This is a genomic window from Planomonospora alba (assembly GCF_039534085.1).
In the GTDB taxonomy this organism is placed as follows: domain Bacteria; phylum Actinomycetota; class Actinomycetes; order Streptosporangiales; family Streptosporangiaceae; genus Planomonospora_B; species Planomonospora_B alba.
The window spans coordinates 60,901-78,768 of the sequence record NZ_BAAAUT010000037.1; the positions used below are offsets into that span (position 1 = coordinate 60,901).

At 73.2% G+C, this 17,868-nt stretch carries 14 protein-coding genes; 12 read left to right on the forward strand and 2 right to left on the reverse strand.

The features are described 5' to 3' along the window. The first annotated feature begins 232 nt into the window (after positions 1-232). The 3 genes from pheS (at position 233) to ABD823_RS22105 (ending at position 4,188) form a co-directional block, all read left to right on the forward strand. Positions 233-1,273 (forward strand): phenylalanine--tRNA ligase subunit alpha, encoded by a 1,041-nt coding sequence (gene pheS / locus ABD823_RS22095; protein WP_344862611.1) that lies wholly within the window; start codon positions 233-235, stop codon positions 1,271-1,273. Further along, positions 1,273-3,795, forward strand: coding sequence for a phenylalanine--tRNA ligase subunit beta (gene pheT, locus ABD823_RS22100; protein ID WP_344862581.1), 2,523 nt, complete (start codon positions 1,273-1,275; stop codon positions 3,793-3,795). Before pheS ends, pheT begins: the two co-directional genes overlap by 1 nt. Positions 3,796-3,939: 144 nt before the next feature. Beyond that, positions 3,940-4,188, forward strand: a complete 249-nt coding sequence (locus tag ABD823_RS22105; RefSeq protein ID WP_344862583.1) for a hypothetical protein — start codon at positions 3,940-3,942, stop codon at positions 4,186-4,188. 137 nt (positions 4,189-4,325) lie between these two features. Here the strand turns inward: ABD823_RS22105 and ABD823_RS22110 are convergent, their stop codons facing one another. Further along, a complete protein-coding gene (locus ABD823_RS22110) occupies positions 4,326-5,639 on the reverse strand; it encodes an MFS transporter (RefSeq protein WP_344862585.1) in 1,314 nt (437 codons plus the stop codon). 156 nt (positions 5,640-5,795) lie between these two features. Further along, positions 5,796-7,457 (reverse strand): class I adenylate-forming enzyme family protein, encoded by a 1,662-nt coding sequence (locus tag ABD823_RS22115; protein ID WP_344862587.1) that lies wholly within the window; start codon positions 7,455-7,457, stop codon positions 5,796-5,798. Between the two features lie 251 nt (positions 7,458-7,708). On the opposite strand from ABD823_RS22115, the gene argC reads away from it, so the two are divergent. The 9 genes from argC to tyrS all read left to right on the forward strand — a co-directional run bounded on the left by argC (position 7,709) and on the right by tyrS (position 17,538). After that, positions 7,709-8,752, forward strand: a complete 1,044-nt coding sequence (gene argC / locus ABD823_RS22120; RefSeq protein ID WP_425566641.1) for an N-acetyl-gamma-glutamyl-phosphate reductase — start codon at positions 7,709-7,711, stop codon at positions 8,750-8,752. Next, complete coding sequence (argJ, locus tag ABD823_RS22125; protein WP_344862589.1) at positions 8,749-9,903, forward strand: bifunctional glutamate N-acetyltransferase/amino-acid acetyltransferase ArgJ; 1,155 nt, start codon at positions 8,749-8,751, stop codon at positions 9,901-9,903. Before argC ends, argJ begins: the two co-directional genes overlap by 4 nt. After that, a complete protein-coding gene (gene argB / locus ABD823_RS22130) occupies positions 9,900-10,853 on the forward strand; it encodes an acetylglutamate kinase (protein ID WP_344862591.1) in 954 nt (317 codons plus the stop codon). The genes argJ and argB overlap by 4 nt, the downstream gene beginning before the upstream one ends. After that, positions 10,850-12,028 carry an acetylornithine transaminase gene (locus tag ABD823_RS22135; RefSeq protein ID WP_344862593.1) on the forward strand — a complete coding sequence of 393 codons (1,179 nt, stop codon included), beginning with the start codon at positions 10,850-10,852 and terminating at the stop codon, positions 12,026-12,028. Before argB ends, ABD823_RS22135 begins: the two co-directional genes overlap by 4 nt. Positions 12,029-12,068: 40 nt before the next feature. After that, the gene (locus ABD823_RS22140; protein ID WP_344862595.1) at positions 12,069-12,578 is read left to right on the forward strand and encodes an arginine repressor; all 510 of its coding nucleotides are present in this window, start codon (positions 12,069-12,071) and stop codon (positions 12,576-12,578) included. Between the two features lie 78 nt (positions 12,579-12,656). Then, complete coding sequence (locus ABD823_RS22145) at positions 12,657-13,856, forward strand: argininosuccinate synthase (protein WP_344862597.1); 1,200 nt, start codon at positions 12,657-12,659, stop codon at positions 13,854-13,856. Positions 13,857-13,917: 61 nt separating this feature from the next. Next, positions 13,918-15,315, forward strand: a complete 1,398-nt coding sequence (argH, locus tag ABD823_RS22150) for an argininosuccinate lyase (protein WP_425566642.1) — start codon at positions 13,918-13,920, stop codon at positions 15,313-15,315. Continuing rightward, positions 15,297-16,103, forward strand: coding sequence for a DNA-3-methyladenine glycosylase (locus tag ABD823_RS22155; RefSeq protein WP_344862601.1), 807 nt, complete (start codon positions 15,297-15,299; stop codon positions 16,101-16,103). The genes argH and ABD823_RS22155 overlap by 19 nt, the downstream gene beginning before the upstream one ends. 175 nt (positions 16,104-16,278) lie before the next feature. Further along, positions 16,279-17,538, forward strand: coding sequence for a tyrosine--tRNA ligase (gene tyrS / locus ABD823_RS22160; RefSeq protein WP_344862603.1), 1,260 nt, complete (start codon positions 16,279-16,281; stop codon positions 17,536-17,538). Positions 17,539-17,868: the final 330 nt, after the last annotated feature.

Genomic DNA, 17,868 nt, shown 5'->3' on the forward strand with positions numbered 1-17,868 from the left:
CGACGCGACCCGGTGGGCACTCTGTCGTCGGTCGCGCCCGCCCGTGCCTCTGCGGCCGCCCGGTCCTTCGCCGGGATCCCCGGATCCTCCGGGGTTCCCGCGACGCTCCCGGGCCGGGCCCGACCGCTTCAGCGACTAGACTCATGGCCGCTCAAGCCCTGGATTGGGAGCTCTCTTGTCTAACTACGACCCGGTCGAGGTGACGCCGCTGCACGCCGACGAGGTGGCGCGCATGCAGGCCGAAGCGCTCGAAGCCGTCAAGGCTGCGCGCGACCTCGACGAACTGAAGCAGGTACGGCTCGCCCACGCCGGCGACCGCTCGCCCCTCGCCCTGGCCAACCGCGAGATCGGCGCGCTGCCCCCGGCGGCCCGCGCCGAGGCGGGCAAGCGCGTCGGCGGTGCCCGCAGGGCCATCGCCGAGGCCCTCGCCGAGCGCCAGGCCCAGCTGGAGGCCGAGCGCGACGAACGGGTCCTCGTCGAGGAGACCGTCGACGTCACGCTCCCGTGGGACCGCGCGCCGCGCGGCGCCCGCCACCCGCTGACCACGCTGCAGGAGCGCATCGCCGACGCGTTCGTCGCGATGGGCTACGAGGTGGCCGAGGGCCCCGAGCTGGAAGGCGAGTGGTTCAACTTCGACGCGCTCAACATCGCGCCCGACCACCCGGCGCGCTCGGAGCACGACACCTTCTTCGTGGAGTCCACCGACTCGGGCAAGGTGCTGCGCACCCAGACCTCGCCGGTGCAGATCCGGGCCCTGCTCGGCCGCGAGCTGCCGGTCTACGTGATCTCGCCCGGCAAGGTGTTCCGCACCGACGAGCTCGACGCCACCCACACGCCGGTCTTCCACCAGGTCGAGGGGCTGGCGGTCGACGAGGGCCTGACCATGGCCCACCTGAAGGGCACCCTGGACCGCTTCGCCGAGGTCATGTTCGGCGAGGGCATCACGATCCGGTTCCGGCCGACCTACTTCCCGTTCACCGAGCCGTCGGCCGAGATGGACCTGAAGTGCTTCGTCTGCCGGGGCGCCTCCGCGGTGCCCGGCAACCCGCCCTGCCGCACCTGCAAGTCCGAGGGCTGGATCGAGTGGGGCGGCTGCGGCATGGTCAACCCGCGGGTGCTCATCGCCTGCGGAGTGGATCCGGACCGCTACAGCGGTTTCGCGTTCGGCATGGGCATCGAGCGCACGCTGATGTTCCGCCACAACGCCGAGGACATGCGCGACATGATCGAGGGGGACGTGCGCTTCACGCTCCCGTTCGGGATGGAGGTCTGATGAAGGTCCCGCTCTCCTGGCTGCGGGAGTACGTCGATCTCCCCGCCGCCACCGCTCAGGAGATCGCCGACAGGCTCACCGCCGCCGGGCTCAAGCTGGAGGCGATCACCTCCCACGGCCACGACGTCAAGAACGTCGTCGTCGGCCAGGTGCTCGCCATCGAGGAGCTGACCGGCTTCAAGAAGCCCATCCGGCACTGCCGGGTCGAGGTGGGCGAGGCCGCGCCGCGCCAGATCGTGTGCGGCGCGACCAACTTCGCCGTCGGCGACCGGGTGCCGGTCGTGCTGCCCGGCGGCGTGCTGCCCGGCGGGTTCGAGATCGGCGCCCGCAAGACCTACGGCCGTCTGTCCGAGGGCATGATCTGCTCCGAGCGCGAGCTGGGCCTCAGCGAGGAGCACGGCGGCATCATGGTGCTGCCCGCCGACACCCCGATCGGCGCCGACGTGGTCGAGCTGCTCGGCCTGCGCGAGGACGTCATCGAGCTGGAGATCACCCCGGACATCGGCTACGCGCTGTCCATCAGGGGCGTGGCCCGCGAGGTCGCCACCGCCTTCGGCGTGCCGTTCCGCGACCCGGCCGACGTCGCCCCGCCGGCGGAGCCCGGCCCGTCCTACCCGGCCTCGATCGCCGACGCGACCGCGTGCGACCGCTTCGTGCTGCGCGAGATCCACGGCTTCGACCCGCACGCGCCGAGCCCGCCGTGGATGCGTGCCCGGCTGACCCGCGCGGGCATGCGCCCGGTCTCGCTGGCCGTCGACGTCACCAACTACGTGATGCTCGAGCTCGGCCAGCCGCTGCACGCCTTCGACCGGCGCAGGCTCAGCGGTGAGATCGTGGTCCGCCGGGCCGAGCCGGGGGAGACCCTGGAGACGCTCGACCACGTCGTGCGCACGCTCCACCCGGAGGACATCCTGATCACCGACGCCTCGGGCGCGATCTCGATGGCCGGGACCATGGGCGGGCTGCACACCGAGATCTCCGACGACTCCACCGACATCGTCATCGAGGCCGCGCACTTCTCCGCCACCGGCATCGCGCGGATGTCCCGCCGCCACAACCTGGTCAGCGAGGCGTCCAAGCGCTTCGAGCGGGGCGTGGACCGGGAGCTGCCGCTCCGGGCCTCCTGGCGGGCGGTCACGCTCCTGGCGGAGCTGGGCGGCGGCACCGTCCAGCCGGGCGTGACCTGCGCCGAGACCGAGGTCGAGCAGGTCCGGATCGCCATGCCGAGCGGCCACCCCGGCCGGGTGGCCAGCGTGCGCTACGACCGCGAGGCCGTGATCCGCCGTCTGGAGCAGGTCGGCTGCACCGTCACCGAGGGCGCCCAGGGCGCCCCCGCGGCGGACGGGATGGCGGCCAGGCTCGCCGTCAGCGGCGATGACGTGCTGACGGTGGTCCCGCCCTCCTGGCGGCCCGACCTGACCGATCCGAACGACCTGGCCGAGGAGGTCATCCGGCTCGAGGGATACGACAAGATCCCGTCGATCCTGCCCGCGGCCCCGGCCGGGGCCGGCCTCACCGAGGGCCAGCGGCTGCGCCGCCGGGCCGGCCGGGCGCTGGCCGCCGCCGGGTACGTCGAGGTCCTCGCCTACCCGTTCATGGGCGAGCGCGACTTCGACGCCCTGCAGCTGCCCGCCGGCGACGCGCGCCGCCACGCCGTACGGCTGGCCAACCCGCTCAGCGAGGACGAGCCGCTGATGCGGACCACGCTGCTGCCGGGCCTGCTGAAGACCCTGGTCCGCAACGTGGGCCGGGGGGCGGGCGACGTCGCGCTGTTCGAGGCGGGCCTGGTCTACCGGCCCGTCCCGGACGCGCCCGCCACGGCCCCGGTGCTGGGCGTGGACCGGCGGCCGACCGACGCCGAGCTGGCCTCGATCGAGCTGGCGCTGCCCGCGCAGCCGAGGCGGGTCGCGGTGGTGCTGGCCGGGGAGTTCGAGCGCTCCGGCTGGTGGGGCGAGGGCCGTCCCGCGGTCTGGGCGGACGCGGTCGAGGCCGCCCGCACGGTGGCCCGCGAGGCCGGGGTCTCCCTCCGGGTCCGCGCCGACCGGCACGCGCCCTGGCACCCGGGCCGCTGCGCCGCGCTGTACGCGGGCGAGACGCTCGTCGGCCACGCCGGCGAGCTGCACCCCCGCGTCATCGAGGCGTACGGCCTGCCGCCGCGCACCTGCGCGATGGAGCTCGAGCTGACCCGGCTGGAGGAGGCGCTCCCCGGGCCGGTGGAGACGCCGGCGATCTCCGGCTACCCGGTCGCCACCCAGGACGTGGCGCTGATCGTCGACGCCGCGACGCCGGTCGCCGAGGTCGAGGCGGCGCTGCGCGAGGGGGCGGGCGAGCTGCTGGAGTCGATCCGGCTGTTCGACGTCTACGCGGGCGCGCAGACCGGTGAGGGCAGGAAGTCCCTGGCCTACTCGCTGCGGTTCCGCGCGCCGGACCGGACGCTGACCGTCGAGGAGACCACCGCGGCCCGCGACGCGGCGGTGGCGCTGGCGGCCGAGCGCACCGGGGCCCGGCTCCGCGGCGCCTGACCGGACACCTTCGACGAGGGCCTCGGCGGCGTGCCCGCCGGGGCCTTCGCATGGGACCGGACGGTCATCATCATGGTTTGCGGGGCGGCGTCCGGCCGCCCCGGCGCCCGTCCCCACGGACGGCGGATCGAGAGAAGGGACGAGATGAGGCACCTGCTGGTGTTCGCCGGCCGTGACGACGCCGAAGAGGTCGCGGAGGCCGTGGCCGAGGAGTTCCCCGCGCTGGAGGCGCCCGCCGTGGTGCGGGAGGCACTGGCGGGGGAGGACGACGCGGAGGACGCCCAGTGGGTCGTGGCCGTCGAGGACCCCGAGGGGGTCCTGACGGCCGACGACCGGGTCTGGCTGGACGAGCTGGCGGAGGAGTACGGCGGCTGGCGCGAGACGGAGGACTGACCGGCGACCGGCACGCAGCGCGTCAGGGGCATCACGCAGCGGTCATGGAGCCGCCCGGGCCGTACGGCGCGGCCCGGCCGGGACGGCCGGGAGCCCTCCGGGCGGGCAGGACCGCCGGGAAGGGCCGCCGCCGGTGGTCACGCCGCCTGCGTCCGGGCCAGCTCCTCGCGGCGGGCGCGCTCGCGGACGGCGTGCTCGTCGGTGCGCGCGTCGTAGTCCCGGAAGCGGGGCAGCAGCGCGGTCAGCGCGGCGACGGCGCCGACGCAGAGCAGGCCGCCCGCGCCGAGCGAGAAGCGGGCGCCGCCGAGCTGGGCCATCAGCCCGGCCCTGGCATTGCCCAGCATCGGGCCGCTGGTGTAGGAGAGCAGCTCGATCCCGGCCAGGCGGCCGCGGTAGGAGTCGGGGATGGTCTGGTTCCAGATGGTGGCCCGGAAGACACCGCTGATCATGTCGGCCGCCCCCGCCACCGCCAGGCAGGCGAACAGGGTCCACACGGTGGGCATGACGGCGGCCAGGGCCACCGCCAGGCCCCACACGAGGGCGGCGAGGATCACGCCCAGCCCGTGCCGGTGGACGTGGCCCGTCCAGCCGGAGGTGACCGAGGCGATCAGCGAGCCGACGGCGGAGGCGGAGTAGAACAGGCCGAGCGCCCCGGGGACGCCGAACTGGTCGGCGAGGAACGGGTAGAGCGCGGTGGAGAAGGCGAAGACCATCGCGGCGATGTCCACCAGGTAGGTGCCCATCAAGTCGGAGCGGCCCACCGCGTAGCGGAGGCCGTCGACCAGCGACCGGAGCGAGGCGTCCGGGGAGTCCTCCGCCTGCGGCGGTGCCTTGACGGGCCAGAGCAGCGCCAGGGAGACCAGGAAGGTGACCACGTTGATCGCGTAGGCGGCGGAGACGCCGTACGAGGCCGCGATCAGGCCGCTGAGGCCGGGCGCGACGATGGCGCCCAGGTTCCAGCGGAAGGCGCTCAGCGCGGCGGCGGCGGCGAGCTGGTCGTGCCGGACCACGCGCGGCATCAGCGACTCCATGCTGGGCCGCTGCAGGCTGCCGAAGCCGGCCGAGAGCGCGCCGACCACGTACAGCACCCAGACCTGGGGGTCGGGCAGGAGCGCGTTGACCAGCAGGGCCAGGACCGTCAGGCACAGGCCCGCCTCGGTCCAGAGGATGATCTTCCGGCGGTCCAGCGCGTCGGCGATGGCCCCGCCCCACAGGCCGCAGACCACCATCGGCACGAACTCGGCCGCGCTGACCAGGCCGACCGCCAGGTAGGAGCCGGTGAGCTCCTTCATCTGCAGCGGGACCGCGACCAGCGTGAGGAAGGTGCCGAACATCGTGACCACCCCCGAGCCGAAGAGCAGCCGGAAGTCGCGGGAGTCACGGAGCGGGCCGAGGTCCATCCGCATGCGGCGGAGCAGGCTCAGGAAGGTTCGATCAGGATGTTCTGGCACGGAAAGCCAGTTTCGGGGGTCGGGAGTCCGGAGGCAAACCGATTTCCGGCCGGGCCGGCGTCCCGGCGGGCGCCCGGCCGCCCGGCACCCCCCCCGGCAGGGGTGCCGGAGGCCGGACCCGCGCGGACCGGCACCCGGGCCCGGGCGTCGCCGCGGTCAGGAGTCCAGGACCTCCTTGCGGAGGCGGGTCTTGAGGATCTTGCCGCCGGGGTTGCGGGGCAGTTCGGCCTCGCGGACCCAGAACCTCACCGGGACCTTGAAGGGCGCGATCCGCTCGCGCAGGAACGCCTGGAGCTCCTCGGAGGAGACCGGGGACTTCAGCCGCACGACCGCGCCGACCTCCTCGCCCAGCTCGTCGTGGGGGATGCCGATCACCGCGGCGTCGTCCACCGCCGGGTGCTCGAACAGCGCGGCCTCCACCTCGGCGCAGTAGACGTTCTCGCCGCCGCGGATGACCATGTCCTTGGCCCGGTCCACGATGTAGACGAAGCCCTCCTCGTCCATCCTGGCCAGGTCGCCGGTGTGCAGCCAGCCGCCGACGAAGGTCTCGGCGGTGGCCTCGGGGCGGTTCCAGTAGCCGAGGATGACGTTCGGGCCGCGCATGCACAGCTCGCCGACCTCGCCGCGGGGCAGCTCCTCGCCGAGCGGGTCGGCGATCTTGACGTCGACCACCGGCATCGGCAGGCCGATGCTGTCGGGCCTGGCCAGATAGTCCGGGCCGCTGTTGTTGATGGCCAGGGCGGTGGTCTCGGTCATGCCGTAGCCGTTGGAGGGCTGGCGGGCGGGCAGCTGCTCGGTGATGCGCTCCAGCAGCTTGGGCGGCGCGGGCGCGCCGCCGTACCCGAGGGAGGCGAGGCTGGAGATGTCGTGCTTGCCGAGGTCGGGGTGGGACAGCAGCTGCCAGACGTTGGTGGGCACGCCGCTGAAGACGGTGACCTTCTCGCGCTCGATCAGCTCCAGCGCCCGCCCGGCGTCCCACTTGTACATCAGCACCAGGCCGCCGCCGCTGAACATCGTCGTGGTCATCACGGCGAAGCAGCCGGTGACGTGGAACAGCGGCACGGTCAGCAGGGTGATGCGGCGCTGCCCGGCCGCCGCCGCCGGGTCCTTGCCGCTGCGCACCACGCTGCGCAGCAGGCTGTAGGCGACGGTCAGCGGGGACTGGCCGACGTTGCGGTGGCTGCCGAGCGCGCCCTTCGGCACGCCGGTGGTGCCGGAGGTGTAGAAGATGGTGGCCGGGTCCTCCGGGGAGAGCTCGACCGCCGGGAGCGTCACGTCGGGCCGGACCTCGCCCAGCACGTCGGCGAAGGAACGCGCCCCCTCGGGGGCCTCGCCGCGCGTCACGATCAGGGGCACGGACGTCCCGGCGAGCTTCTCGGCGCGCTCGCCGTCGGCGATCAGCACCTTGGCGCCGGAGTCCGACAGGCCGAACTCCAGCTCCTGAGCGGTCCACCAGGCGTTGAGCGGTACGGCGACGGCCCCGGCGGCCAGCGCGGCGGAGAAGGAGATCACCCACTCGGGGTAGTTGCGCATGGCGATGGCGACGCGGTCTCCCTTGGCGACGCCGTACTCCTCCACCAGCCGCCGGGCGAGGGTGGCCGCCCGGCGGAAGTGCTCCTCGTAGGTGATGCGCTCGTCCTCGTAGACGAGGAACACGTTGTCACCGTGGAACCGGCTGTTCTCGAGGAGGGCGCGGAAGGTGCCCGGAGCGTGCTTCCACGTCCGGATCGTGCCGCCGAGACCCGGCACCTCCTCCATCTCGAAGAGCTGTCCGGGACCGGTGAGCTGGGCCTGGACCTCGTCATTGGTGACAGTCATGCGTTCGTGACTCCCAGGGTGTGAAGGACCGGGAAGCGCCACGATACCGACCGGTAGGTACGTGCAACAGGGCCGAAATATCACGAAGAATCCGGCATGCATCGTTATGCATAGGCCCGTATCGGCGCGGCGTCCTCCGCGGTCGCGGAGGTCCATGTCCGGAACGTGAGACGGCGGAGGGCCGGGGTTGCATGAGAATCCTTGAACCTGCATAATCTTTCTCGTAAGTCCATGAGAAGCTGTGCATGAACATGCAGAAGGTGGGGGGCGGGATGAGAGCGGCGATCGCCGGCGCCAGCGGCTACGCCGGAGGTGAGCTCCTGCGCCTGCTCCTGTCCCACCCGGAGATCGAGATCGGCGCGCTGACCGCCGGGTCCAACGCGGGCACCGCCCTCGGCGCCCACCAGCCCCACCTGGCCCCGCTGGCCGACCGGGTCCTGCTCGACACCACGGCCGCCAACCTCGCCGGCCACGACGTGGTCTTCCTCGCCCTCCCGCACGGGCAGTCCGCCGCCGTCGCCGAGCGGCTCGGCGACGAGACGCTCGTCGTCGACTGCGGCGCCGACTTCCGCCTCGCCGACCCCGCCGCCTGGGAGCACTTCTACGGCGGCGCCCACGCCGGCACCTGGCCGTACGGCCTGCCCGAGCTGCCCGGCCAGCGCGACCGGCTCCGGGGCGCGCGCAGGATCGCCGTCCCCGGCTGCTACCCCACGGCCGTCACCCTCGCGATGTTCCCCGCCCTCGCCGCCGGCCTCGCCGAGCCCGACGTCGTCGCGGTCGCCGCCAGCGGCACCAGCGGGGCGGGCAGATCCCTCAAGCCGAACCTGCTCGGCAGCGAGGTCATGGGCTCGGTCGGCGCCTACGGCGTCGGCGGCGTCCACCGGCACACCCCCGAGATGGAGCAGAACCTCAGCGCCGTCGCGGGCCGGGCGGTGACGGTCTCCTTCACCCCCATGCTCGCCCCGATGAGCCGCGGCATCCTCGCCACCTGCACCGCCCCCGCGGTCCCCGGCCTGACCGCCGCCGCCCTGCGCGAGGCGTACGAGGCCGCGACCAAGGACGAGCCGTTCTGGAGGCTGCTCCCCGAGGGGCGGTGGCCCTCCACCGCGATGACCCTCGGCGCCAACACCGCCGCCCTCCAGGTCGCCCTGGACGAGCGCGTCGGCCGCGTCGTCGCCGTCATCGCCATCGACAACCTCACCAAGGGCACGGCGGGAGGCGCCGTCCAGAGCGCCAACCTCGCGCTCGGCCTGTCCGAAGAGCTCGGCCTTCCCCTCAACGGAGTCGCCCCATGAGTGTGACCGCCCCCCTCGGCTTCCGCGCCGCGGGCATCGCCGCAGGCATCAAGCCCGCGGGCGCCCGCGACCTGGCCCTGATCGTCAACGACGGCCCGTCCCGCGCGGCGGCCGGCGTCTTCACCGCCAACCGCGTCAAGGCCGCCCCCGTCCTGTGGTCGCAGCAGGTCCTCGCCGGCGGCCGGGTGCACGCGGTCGTCCTCAACTCCGGCGGCGCCAACGCCTGCACCGGACCGCTCGGCTTCCAGGACACCCACGCCACCGCGGAGAAGACCGCCGCGGCGCTGGGCGACTCGGCGGGCGAGGTCGCCGTCTGCTCGACCGGCCTCATCGGCGAGCGGCTCCCCATGGACGCCCTGCTGGCCGGGGTGGACACCGCCGTCACCCAGCTCAGCCGGGACGGCGGCCTGGCCGCCGCGGACGCCATCCGCACCACCGACACCGTCTCCAAGATCTCCTTCCGGCGCGCCGAGGGCGGCTACACCGTCGGCGGCATGGCCAAGGGCGCGGGCATGCTCGCCCCGGGCCTGGCCACCATGCTCTGCGTGATCACCACCGACGCCGACGTGCCCGCCGGGCAGCTCGACACCGTCCTCCGCGAGGCCACCCGGGTCACCTTCGACCGGCTCGACACCGACGGCTGCATGTCCACCAACGACACCGTGCTGCTGCTGGCCAGCGGCGCCTCCGGCGTCGTCCCCGACCCCGCGGAGTTCGCCGAGCTGGTCCGCGCCGTCTGCGCCGACCTCGCCCGCCAGCTCCTGGTGGACGCCGAGGGCGCCACCAAGGCCATCGCCATCGAGGTCGTCGGCGCCGCCTCCGAGGACGACGCGGTGAAGGTCGGCCGCGCCGTCGCCCGCTCGAACCTCTTCAAGTGCGCCATCCACGGCGAGGACCCCAACTGGGGCCGGGTCCTGTCGGCGGTCGGCACCACCGACGCGGTCTTCGAGACCGAGCGGCTCAACGTCGCCATCAACGGCGTCTGGATCTGCCGCGGCGGCTCGGTCGGCGACGACCGGTCCAAGGTGGACCTGCGCCCCCGCGACGTGACCGTCACCGTCGACCTGTCGGCCGGACCGCACTCGGCCACCGTCCACACCACCGACCTGACCGCGGCCTACGTCCACGAGAACTCGGCGTACTCGTCATGAGGACCCCCGACGCCCTGGCCAAGGCCACCACGCTGATCGAGGCCCTTCCCTGGCTGGCCCGCTTCCACGGCGCGACCGTCGTCATCAAGTACGGCGGCAACGCGATGACCGAGGAGCACCTGCGGGAGAAGTTCGCCGCCGACGTCGTCTTCCTGCGCTACGCCGGGCTGCGGCCCGTCATCGTGCACGGCGGCGGCCCCCAGATCAACGCCCACCTCGACCGGCTGGGCATCGAGTCCACCTTCACCGCCGGACTCCGTGTCACCACCCCCGAGGCCATGCAGGTCGTCCGCATGGTCCTGGTCGGCCAGGTCAACCGCGACGTGGTCGGTCTGATCAACCGGCACGGCCCGTTCGCGGTCGGCATGTCCGGCGAGGACGCCCACCTGTTCACCGCCGTGCGCAAGCACGCCGTCGTCGACGGCGAGCCGGTCGACATCGGCCAGGTCGGCGACATCGCCTCCGTCGAGGCCGGGGCCGTGCAGGCGCTGCTGGACGACGGCCGCATCCCGGTGGTCTCCTCCGTCGCCCGCGGCGAGGACGGCACCGTCTACAACGTCAACGCCGACACCGCCGCGGCCGCGCTCGCCGTGGCGCTCCAGGCATCCAAACTGATCGTCCTGACCGACGTCGAGGGCCTGTACCGCGACTGGCCGGCCAGCGACGAGGTGATCGCGCAGCTGTCCGCCGGAGAGCTGGCCGGGCTCCTGCCGAGCCTGTCCAGCGGCATGGTGCCCAAGATGGAGGCCTGCCTGACCGCCGTCCGCGGCGGCGTGCCCCAGGCCCACGTGCTCGACGGGCGGGTGCCCCACGCGCTCCTGCTGGAGATCTTCACCGACGAGGGCATCGGGACCATGGTCCTGCCGGACTCCGCCCGCGCGGTGGCCGCACCCGACCTGGTCAAGCGCAGGCTGACCGCCACCATCAGACTGAACGGGAGTGTCACATGAGCCTGCGCGACCGCTTCGAGGCGGCGTTCATGCCCAACTACGGCGTGCCCCCCGTGGCACTGGCCCGCGGCGAGGGCTGCACCGTCTGGGACACCGACGGCAACGCCTACCTCGACCTGATCGGCGGCATCGCGGTCAGCTCCCTCGGCCACGCCCACCCGGCGCTGGTCGAGGCCGTCTCGGCGCAGGTCGCCACGCTCGCGCACACCAGCAACCTGTTCCTGCACGAGCCCGAGGTGCTGCTCGCCGAGCGCCTGACCGGCCTGCTCGGCGGCCAGGGCCGGGTCTTCCTCGCCAACTCCGGCACCGAGGCCAACGAGTGCGCCTTCAAGCTCGCGCTCAAGTACGGCAAGAGCACCGGCCGCACCTACTTCGTGGCCGCCGAGAACGGCTTCCACGGCCGGACCATCGGCGCCCTGTCGCTGACCGGCAAGGCCGCGATCCGCGACCAGTTCGGCCCCTTCCCGGTCGACGTGCGCTTCGTGCCGTACGGCGACGCCGACGCGCTGAAGAACGCCGTCACCGACGAGTGCGCCGCGGTCTTCCTGGAGCCCACCCAGGGCGAGGCCGGGGTCGTGCCCCCGCCGGACGGCTACTTCGCCGCCGCGCGCGAGATCTGCTCGGCGGCCGGCGCGCTCCTGGTGGCCGACGAGATCCAGTCGGCGATCGGCCGGACCGGCCACTGGTTCGCCCACCAGCACGAGGGCGTCCTGCCCGACGTGCTGACCCTCGCCAAGGGACTCGGCGGCGGCCTGCCGATCGGCGCCTGCGTCGGCTTCGGCCCGGCCGGCACGCTCTTCGCCAAGGGCGACCACGGCTCCACCTTCGGCGGCAACCCCGTCTCGTGCGCCGCCGCGCTGGCCGTACTCGACACGATCGAGCGCGACGGCCTGCTGGAGCACGTCCGCACGGTCGGCGCCGAGCTCGCCGCGGGCATCGCCGCGGTCGACCACCCGCTGCTGGACGGCGTGCGCGGCCGCGGCCTGTGGCTCGCGCTCGTGCTCACCGCCGACCGCTCCGCCCAGGTCCAGGCCGCCGCGCAGCAGGCCGGCTTCCTGGTCAACGCCCTGCAGCCGAACGCCGTGCGGCTCGCGCCCCCGCTGGTCATCACCTCCGGGCAGGTCGCGGCCTTCACCGCAGCCCTGCCCGCGATCCTCGACCGGGCCGCCGCATGAACCGCGTGAAGGACCGGGACACGACGCCCGAGGAGCCGCGATGAGCATCCCCATGACCAAGGTGGCCCGCCAGGCGCGCATCGCCGAGCTGCTCCAGCGGCAGGCCGTACGGTCCCAGCCCGAGCTGGCCAAGCTCCTGGCCGAGAGCGGGGTCGAGGTCACCCAGGCCACGCTCTCCCGCGACCTGGACGAGCTCGGCGCGCTCAAGCTCCGGGCCGAGGACGGCTCGCTGGTCTACGCCCTGCCGGGTGAGGGCGGCGGCCGGATCCCGCTGCACCGGATCGGCGCCGGGGGCGAGACCCCGGCGGCCAGGCTCGGCCGGCTCGCCGAGGAGCTGCTCGTCTCCGCCGAGGCCTCCGCCAACCTGGTGATCGTCCGTACTCCGCCGGGGGCCGCGCAGTTCCTGTCCTCCGCCATCGACCACGCCGACTGGGAGTCCATCCTCGGCACGGTGGCCGGGGACGACACGATCCTCGTCGTCACCCGCGACCCCGCGGGCGGGGCGTCGGTGGCCGAGGCCCTGCTGCGCCTGGCCGACCGACGTAGTTAGCCCGCCACCGGCGGGCGGCCCCAGGTGTGACCAAGAACGAAGAAGACTTCCGCACGTTCCGAAAGAGAGCAACCGATCATGACTGACCGGGTCGTACTCGCCTACTCCGGCGGCCTCGACACCTCCGTGGCCATCCCGTTCCTCGCCGAGAAGACCGGCGCCGAGGTCATCGCCGTGGCCGTCGACGTCGGCCAGGGCGGCGAGGACATGGAGGTCATCCGCAAGCGGGCCATCGACTGCGGCGCCGTCGAGTCCGTCGTGGTGGACGCCCGCGAGGAGTTCGCCGCCGACTTCTGCGTGCCCGCCCTGCAGGCCAACGCCCTCTACATGGACCGCTACCCGCTCGTCTCGGCGCTGTCGCGGCCCCTGATCGTCAAGCACCTGGCCGCCGCCGCCAAGCAGTTCGGCGGCACGCACGTCTCGCACGGCTGCACCGGCAAGGGCAACGACCAGGTCCGCTTCGAGGCCGGCCTGGCCGCGCTCTTCCCCGAGCTGAAGGTCATCGCCCCGGCCCGCGACTACGCCTGGACCCGCGACAAGGCGATCGCCTACGCCGAGGAGAAGAACCTCCCGATCGAGACCACCAAGAAGAACCCCTACTCGATCGACCAGAACATCTGGGGCCGCGCCGTCGAGACCGGCTTCCTGGAGGACATCTGGAACGGCCCCACCGAGGACGTCTACTCCTACACCGCCGACCCCGCCGAGCCGCGCGAGGCCGACGAGGTCGTCATCAGCTTCGTCAAGGGCGTCCCGGTGGCGCTGGACGGCCGGCACCTGACCCCGTTCCAGATCATCGCCGAGCTCAACCGGCGGGCGGGCGCCCAGGGCGTCGGCCGGCTCGACATGGTCGAGGACCGGCTCGTCGGCATCAAGTCCCGCGAGGTCTACGAGGCTCCCGGCGCCATCGCGCTGATCACCGCGCACATGGAGCTGGAGAACGTCACCGTCGAGCGGGACCTGGCCCGGTTCAAGCGCTCGGTGGACCAGCGCTGGGGCGAGCTCGTCTACGACGGCCTGTGGTTCTCCCCGCTGAAGAAGGCCCTGGACGCCTTCATCGCCGAGGTGCAGCAGCAGGTCACCGGCGAGATCCGGATGACCCTGCACGGCGGCCGGGCCACCGTCACCGGCCGGCGCTCCGAGGCCTCCCTGTACGACTTCAACCTCGCCACCTACGACACCGGCGACACCTTCGACCAGTCCCTCGCCAAGGGCTTCGTCGAGCTGTGGAGCCTTCCGTCGAAGATCGCGGCCGCCCGGGACTCCCGACTGGCCTGATTGGGCTATGGTCGCGGATTGAACTGGGAGGGAGAAGACGGTGACTGATGGTGGCAAGCCGATGCGGCTGTGGGGCGGCAGGTTCGAGGGAGGCCCGGCCGACGCGCTGACCCGGCTCTCGGTGAGCGTGCACTTCGACTGGCGGCTCGTGCCGTACGACCTGCTCGCCTCGCGGGCGCACGCCCGCGTGCTGCACCGCGCGGGACTGCTCACCGCCGAGGAGCTGGAGCGCATGCTCGGCGCCCTGGACGACCTGGAGCAGGCCTGCAAGGCGGGCGAGTTCCGGCCGACCGTGGCCGACGAGGACGTGCACACCGCGCTGGAGCGCGGCCTGCTGGAGCGGCTGGGCACGCTCGGCGGCAAGCTCCGCGCAGGCCGCAGCCGCAACGACCAGATCGCCACCGACCTGAGGCTCTACCTCCGCGACCACGTCCGCCTCATCGTCTCCCGGCTGGTCGAGCTGGAGACCGCGCTGATGAGCCAGGCCGAGCAGCACGCCGAGACGGCGGCCCCCGGCATGACCCACCTGCAGCACGCGCAGCCGGTCTCCTTCGGCCACCAGCTCCTGGCGCACGTGCACGCCTTCGCCCGGGACGCCGACCGGCTGCGCGACTGGGACCGGCGCGCGGCCGTCTCCCCGCTCGGCTCCGGCGCGCTGGCCGGCTCCTCGCTCCCGCTCGACCCGCAGACGGTCGCCGCGGAGCTGGGCTTCGACTCCGCCGCGCCGAACTCGATGGACGCGGTCGCCGACCGCGACTTCGCCGCGGAGTTCCTGTTCTGCGCGGCGATGATCGGCACGCACCTGTCGCGGCTGGGCGAGGAGATCGTCCTGTGGGCCTCGCAGGAGTTCCGCTGGATCGAGATGGACGACGCCTACTCCACCGGCTCGTCGATCATGCCGCAGAAGAAGAACCCGGACGTCGCCGAGCTCGCCCGCGGCAAGAGCGGCCGTCTCATCGGCAACCTCATGTCGCTGCTGACGACGCTCAAGGGCCTGCCGCTGACCTACAACCGCGACCTGCAGGAGGACAAGGAGCCGGTCTTCGACTCCGTCGACACCCTCCTGCTCGTCCTGCCGGCCATGGCCGGCCTGGTCGCCACCATGCGGGTCAACACCGCCAAGCTGGAGGCGTCGGCGCCCGACGGGTTCGCCCTCGCCACCGACCTGGCCGAGCTGCTGGTCCGCCGGGGCGTGCCGTTCCGCGAGGCGCACGAGGCGGTCGGGCACCTGGTCGTCTGGTGCCAGGTCAACGACAAGGACTTCGGCGAGCTCACCGACGAGGAGCTCGCCAAGGTCTCGCCGCACTTCACCCCCGACTCACGCGAGGTCCTGTCGGTGCCGGGGGCGCTGGCGGCCCGCAAGGCCCATGGAGGCACCGCCCCCGACCGGGTCCGCGACCAGCTGGTCGCGCTCCGCGAGACCGTCGACGCGCAGGCCGCATGGGCGAGCGGGGACTGACGGCTCCGGACGGGGCCGGCGGGCGTCCGTCCGCCGGGCGCCCGGGGGCGGTCCCGGAGGGGGTCGGCGGGCGGACGCCCGCTGGGCCGGTCGCGGCGGCCCCCGGCTCCGGCGCGCACCCGCTGACCGGGTCCGCGCCGCTGCCCAGGGACTTCTTCGACCGGCCCGCGCCCGAGGTCGCCCCCGACCTGCTGGGGCGGGTGCTCGTGCACGGACCGGTCGCGCTCCGCCTGACCGAGGTGGAGGCGTACGGCCTGCCGGGGCAGGATCCCGCGGCCCACACCTACCGCGGTCCGACCCCGCGCAACGCGGTGATGTTCGGACCGCCCGGGCACCTGTACGTCTACTTCACCTACGGCATGCACTTCTGCGCCAACCTCGTCTGCCTGCCGGAGGGCGTGGGATCGGGGGTGCTGCTCCGGGCCGGCGAGGTGATCGCCGGAGCGGAGGTCGCCCTGGCCCGCCGCGGCGGGGACGCCGGCCGTACCGTGCCCGGACGCGAGCTCGCCCGCGGACCCGCCCGCCTGGCGGTGGCGCTCGGCTTCACCCGTGAGCACAACGGGCTCGACGCCTGCGCCCCGGAGGAGTCCGCTCCGCTCGCCGTGCTGGAGGGGGAGCCGCCCGCGCCCGGCCTGATCAGGTCCGGGCCGCGCACCGGGGTCTCGTCGGGGAAGGAGACGCCCTGGCGGTTCTGGATCGACGGCGACCCCACCGTCTCGCCCTACCGGGTGCACGTCCCGCGCCGTCCGAAGGGCGCCGCGGGCCCGGCGGGCCGCGGGACGGGATGAGCGGACGCGCGCCGCGTCCCCGGAGTGCCGCTCCGGCCCCTCCTGCCCGGGTCCGGCCCGGCCGGTCCCGTCCGCCCGGCTCGTCACGCTGGTGCCGAGTGGCGGAACGGTGCCGGGATCGGGCAGGCTGTACGGGAAGCCGTAACGACCCTACGAGCATTGGAAAGCAAAGATCGTGACCGACATCCTGGATGACCTCGCCTGGCGCGGCCTGATCGCGCAGTCCACCGACATCGACGCCCTGCGGGCGGCGATGGCCGAGGGTCCGATCACGGTCTATTGCGGCTTCGACCCGACCGCGCCCTCCCTGCACGTCGGCAACCTGGTCCCGCTGCTGACGCTGGCCCGCCTGCAGAAGGCCGGCCACCGCGTCATCGGCCTGGTGGGCGGCGCGACGGGTCTGATCGGCGACCCGAGCGGCCGCAGCACGGAGCGCTCGCTCAACCCCTCCGAGGTGGTGGCCGAGTGGGTGGCGCGCATCCGCGGCCAGCTGGAGAAGTTCCTCGACTTCTCCGCCGAGTCCGGCGGCGTCCTGGTCAGCAACCTCGACTGGACCGAGGGCATGTCGGCGATCGACTTCCTGCGCGACGTCGGCAAGCACTTCCCGGTCAACCGCATGCTCGCCCGGGAGTCCGTCTCCGCCCGGCTGAACGGCGAGGGTCTCAGCTACACCGAGTTCAGCTACCAGATCCTGCAGGCCAACGACTACCTGGAGCTGCACCGGCGCCACGGCTGCACGCTGCAGATCGGCGGCAGCGACCAGTGGGGCAACATCACCGCGGGCACCGACCTCGTCCGCCGGGTGACCGGAAACCACGTGCACGCGCTGACCGTGCCGCTGATCACCAAGGCCGACGGCACCAAGTTCGGCAAGACCGCCGGCGGCGCGGTCTGGCTCAACCCGGAGATGACCACGCCGTACGCGTTCTACCAGTTCTGGCTGAACGCCGACGACCGCGACGTGGTGAAGTTCCTCAAGATCTACAGCTTCAGGTCCCGCGAGGAGATCGAGGAGCTGGAGAAGGCCGCGGCCGAGCGCCCGGCGGCCCGGGAGGCGCAGCGGGCGCTGGCCGAGGAGCTCACCACGCTGCTGCACGGCGCGGACGAGTGCGCGGCGGTGATCGCGGCCTCGGCCGCGCTGTTCGGGCGCGGCTCGCTGCAGGAGCTGCCGGCGTCGACGCTGGGGGCGGCCCTGGCGGAGGTGCCGCGCATGGAGGTGTCCGCTCTCGGGGTGCCGTTCGTCGACCTGCTGGCCGGGAGCGGGCTGGTGGAGTCCAAGTCCGCCGCCCGCCGCGCGGTCAAGGAGGGCGGCGCGTACCTCAACAACGTCAAGGTCACCGACGAGGCCTACGTGCCGACCGCCGGCGACCTGCTGCACGGCCGCTACCTGGTGCTGCGCCGCGGCAAGAGGTTCGGCGCCGTCGAGGTCGCCTGACCACCGCGCCCGTCCGTACGGTGAACGCCCCGGCCCCCGGCCGGGGCGTTCGTCGTCGGCCGGTAACGTTCCGGTAGCGATGGGTGGGGTCTTCCCCGGGAAGGCGCTCTGACCTGTGGTTCCGGGAAGGGGCACTGATTTGACGGTGCTCGGGACGCGACATAAAGTTCTCGATGCCCAGGGAGCGAACCGGGCGCCGATCAGGCGGACGGGCCCCAGGGAGAACCCATCGAACTCCGGCGTCCAGCCGTGTCCGAGCCACCGGAAAACCGGTTGATTGGACACGAACGGGATGTCAGGGTAAGTTAGAAGGGTTGCTCCGGAGACGGA

Bases quoted from the DNA above. Each gene is read 5' to 3' on its own strand.
- pheS (WP_344862611.1), top strand. From the start codon at position 233: ATGCAGGCCGAAGCGCTCGAAGCCGTCAAGGCTGCGCGCGACCTCGAC.
- pheT (WP_344862581.1), top strand. From the start codon at position 1,273: ATGAAGGTCCCGCTCTCCTGGCTGCGGGAGTACGTCGATCTCCCCGCC.
- ABD823_RS22105 (WP_344862583.1), top strand. From the start codon at position 3,940: ATGAGGCACCTGCTGGTGTTCGCCGGCCGTGACGACGCCGAAGAGGTC.
- ABD823_RS22115 (WP_344862587.1), bottom strand. From the start codon at position 7,457: ATGACTGTCACCAATGACGAGGTCCAGGCCCAGCTCACCGGTCCCGGA.
- argC (WP_425566641.1), top strand. From the start codon at position 7,709: ATGCAGAAGGTGGGGGGCGGGATGAGAGCGGCGATCGCCGGCGCCAGC.
- argJ (WP_344862589.1), top strand. From the start codon at position 8,749: ATGAGTGTGACCGCCCCCCTCGGCTTCCGCGCCGCGGGCATCGCCGCA.
- argB (WP_344862591.1), top strand. From the start codon at position 9,900: ATGAGGACCCCCGACGCCCTGGCCAAGGCCACCACGCTGATCGAGGCC.
- ABD823_RS22135 (WP_344862593.1), top strand. From the start codon at position 10,850: ATGAGCCTGCGCGACCGCTTCGAGGCGGCGTTCATGCCCAACTACGGC.
- ABD823_RS22140 (WP_344862595.1), top strand. From the start codon at position 12,069: ATGAGCATCCCCATGACCAAGGTGGCCCGCCAGGCGCGCATCGCCGAG.
- ABD823_RS22145 (WP_344862597.1), top strand. From the start codon at position 12,657: ATGACTGACCGGGTCGTACTCGCCTACTCCGGCGGCCTCGACACCTCC.
- argH (WP_425566642.1), top strand. From the start codon at position 13,918: ATGCGGCTGTGGGGCGGCAGGTTCGAGGGAGGCCCGGCCGACGCGCTG.
- ABD823_RS22155 (WP_344862601.1), top strand. From the start codon at position 15,297: ATGGGCGAGCGGGGACTGACGGCTCCGGACGGGGCCGGCGGGCGTCCG.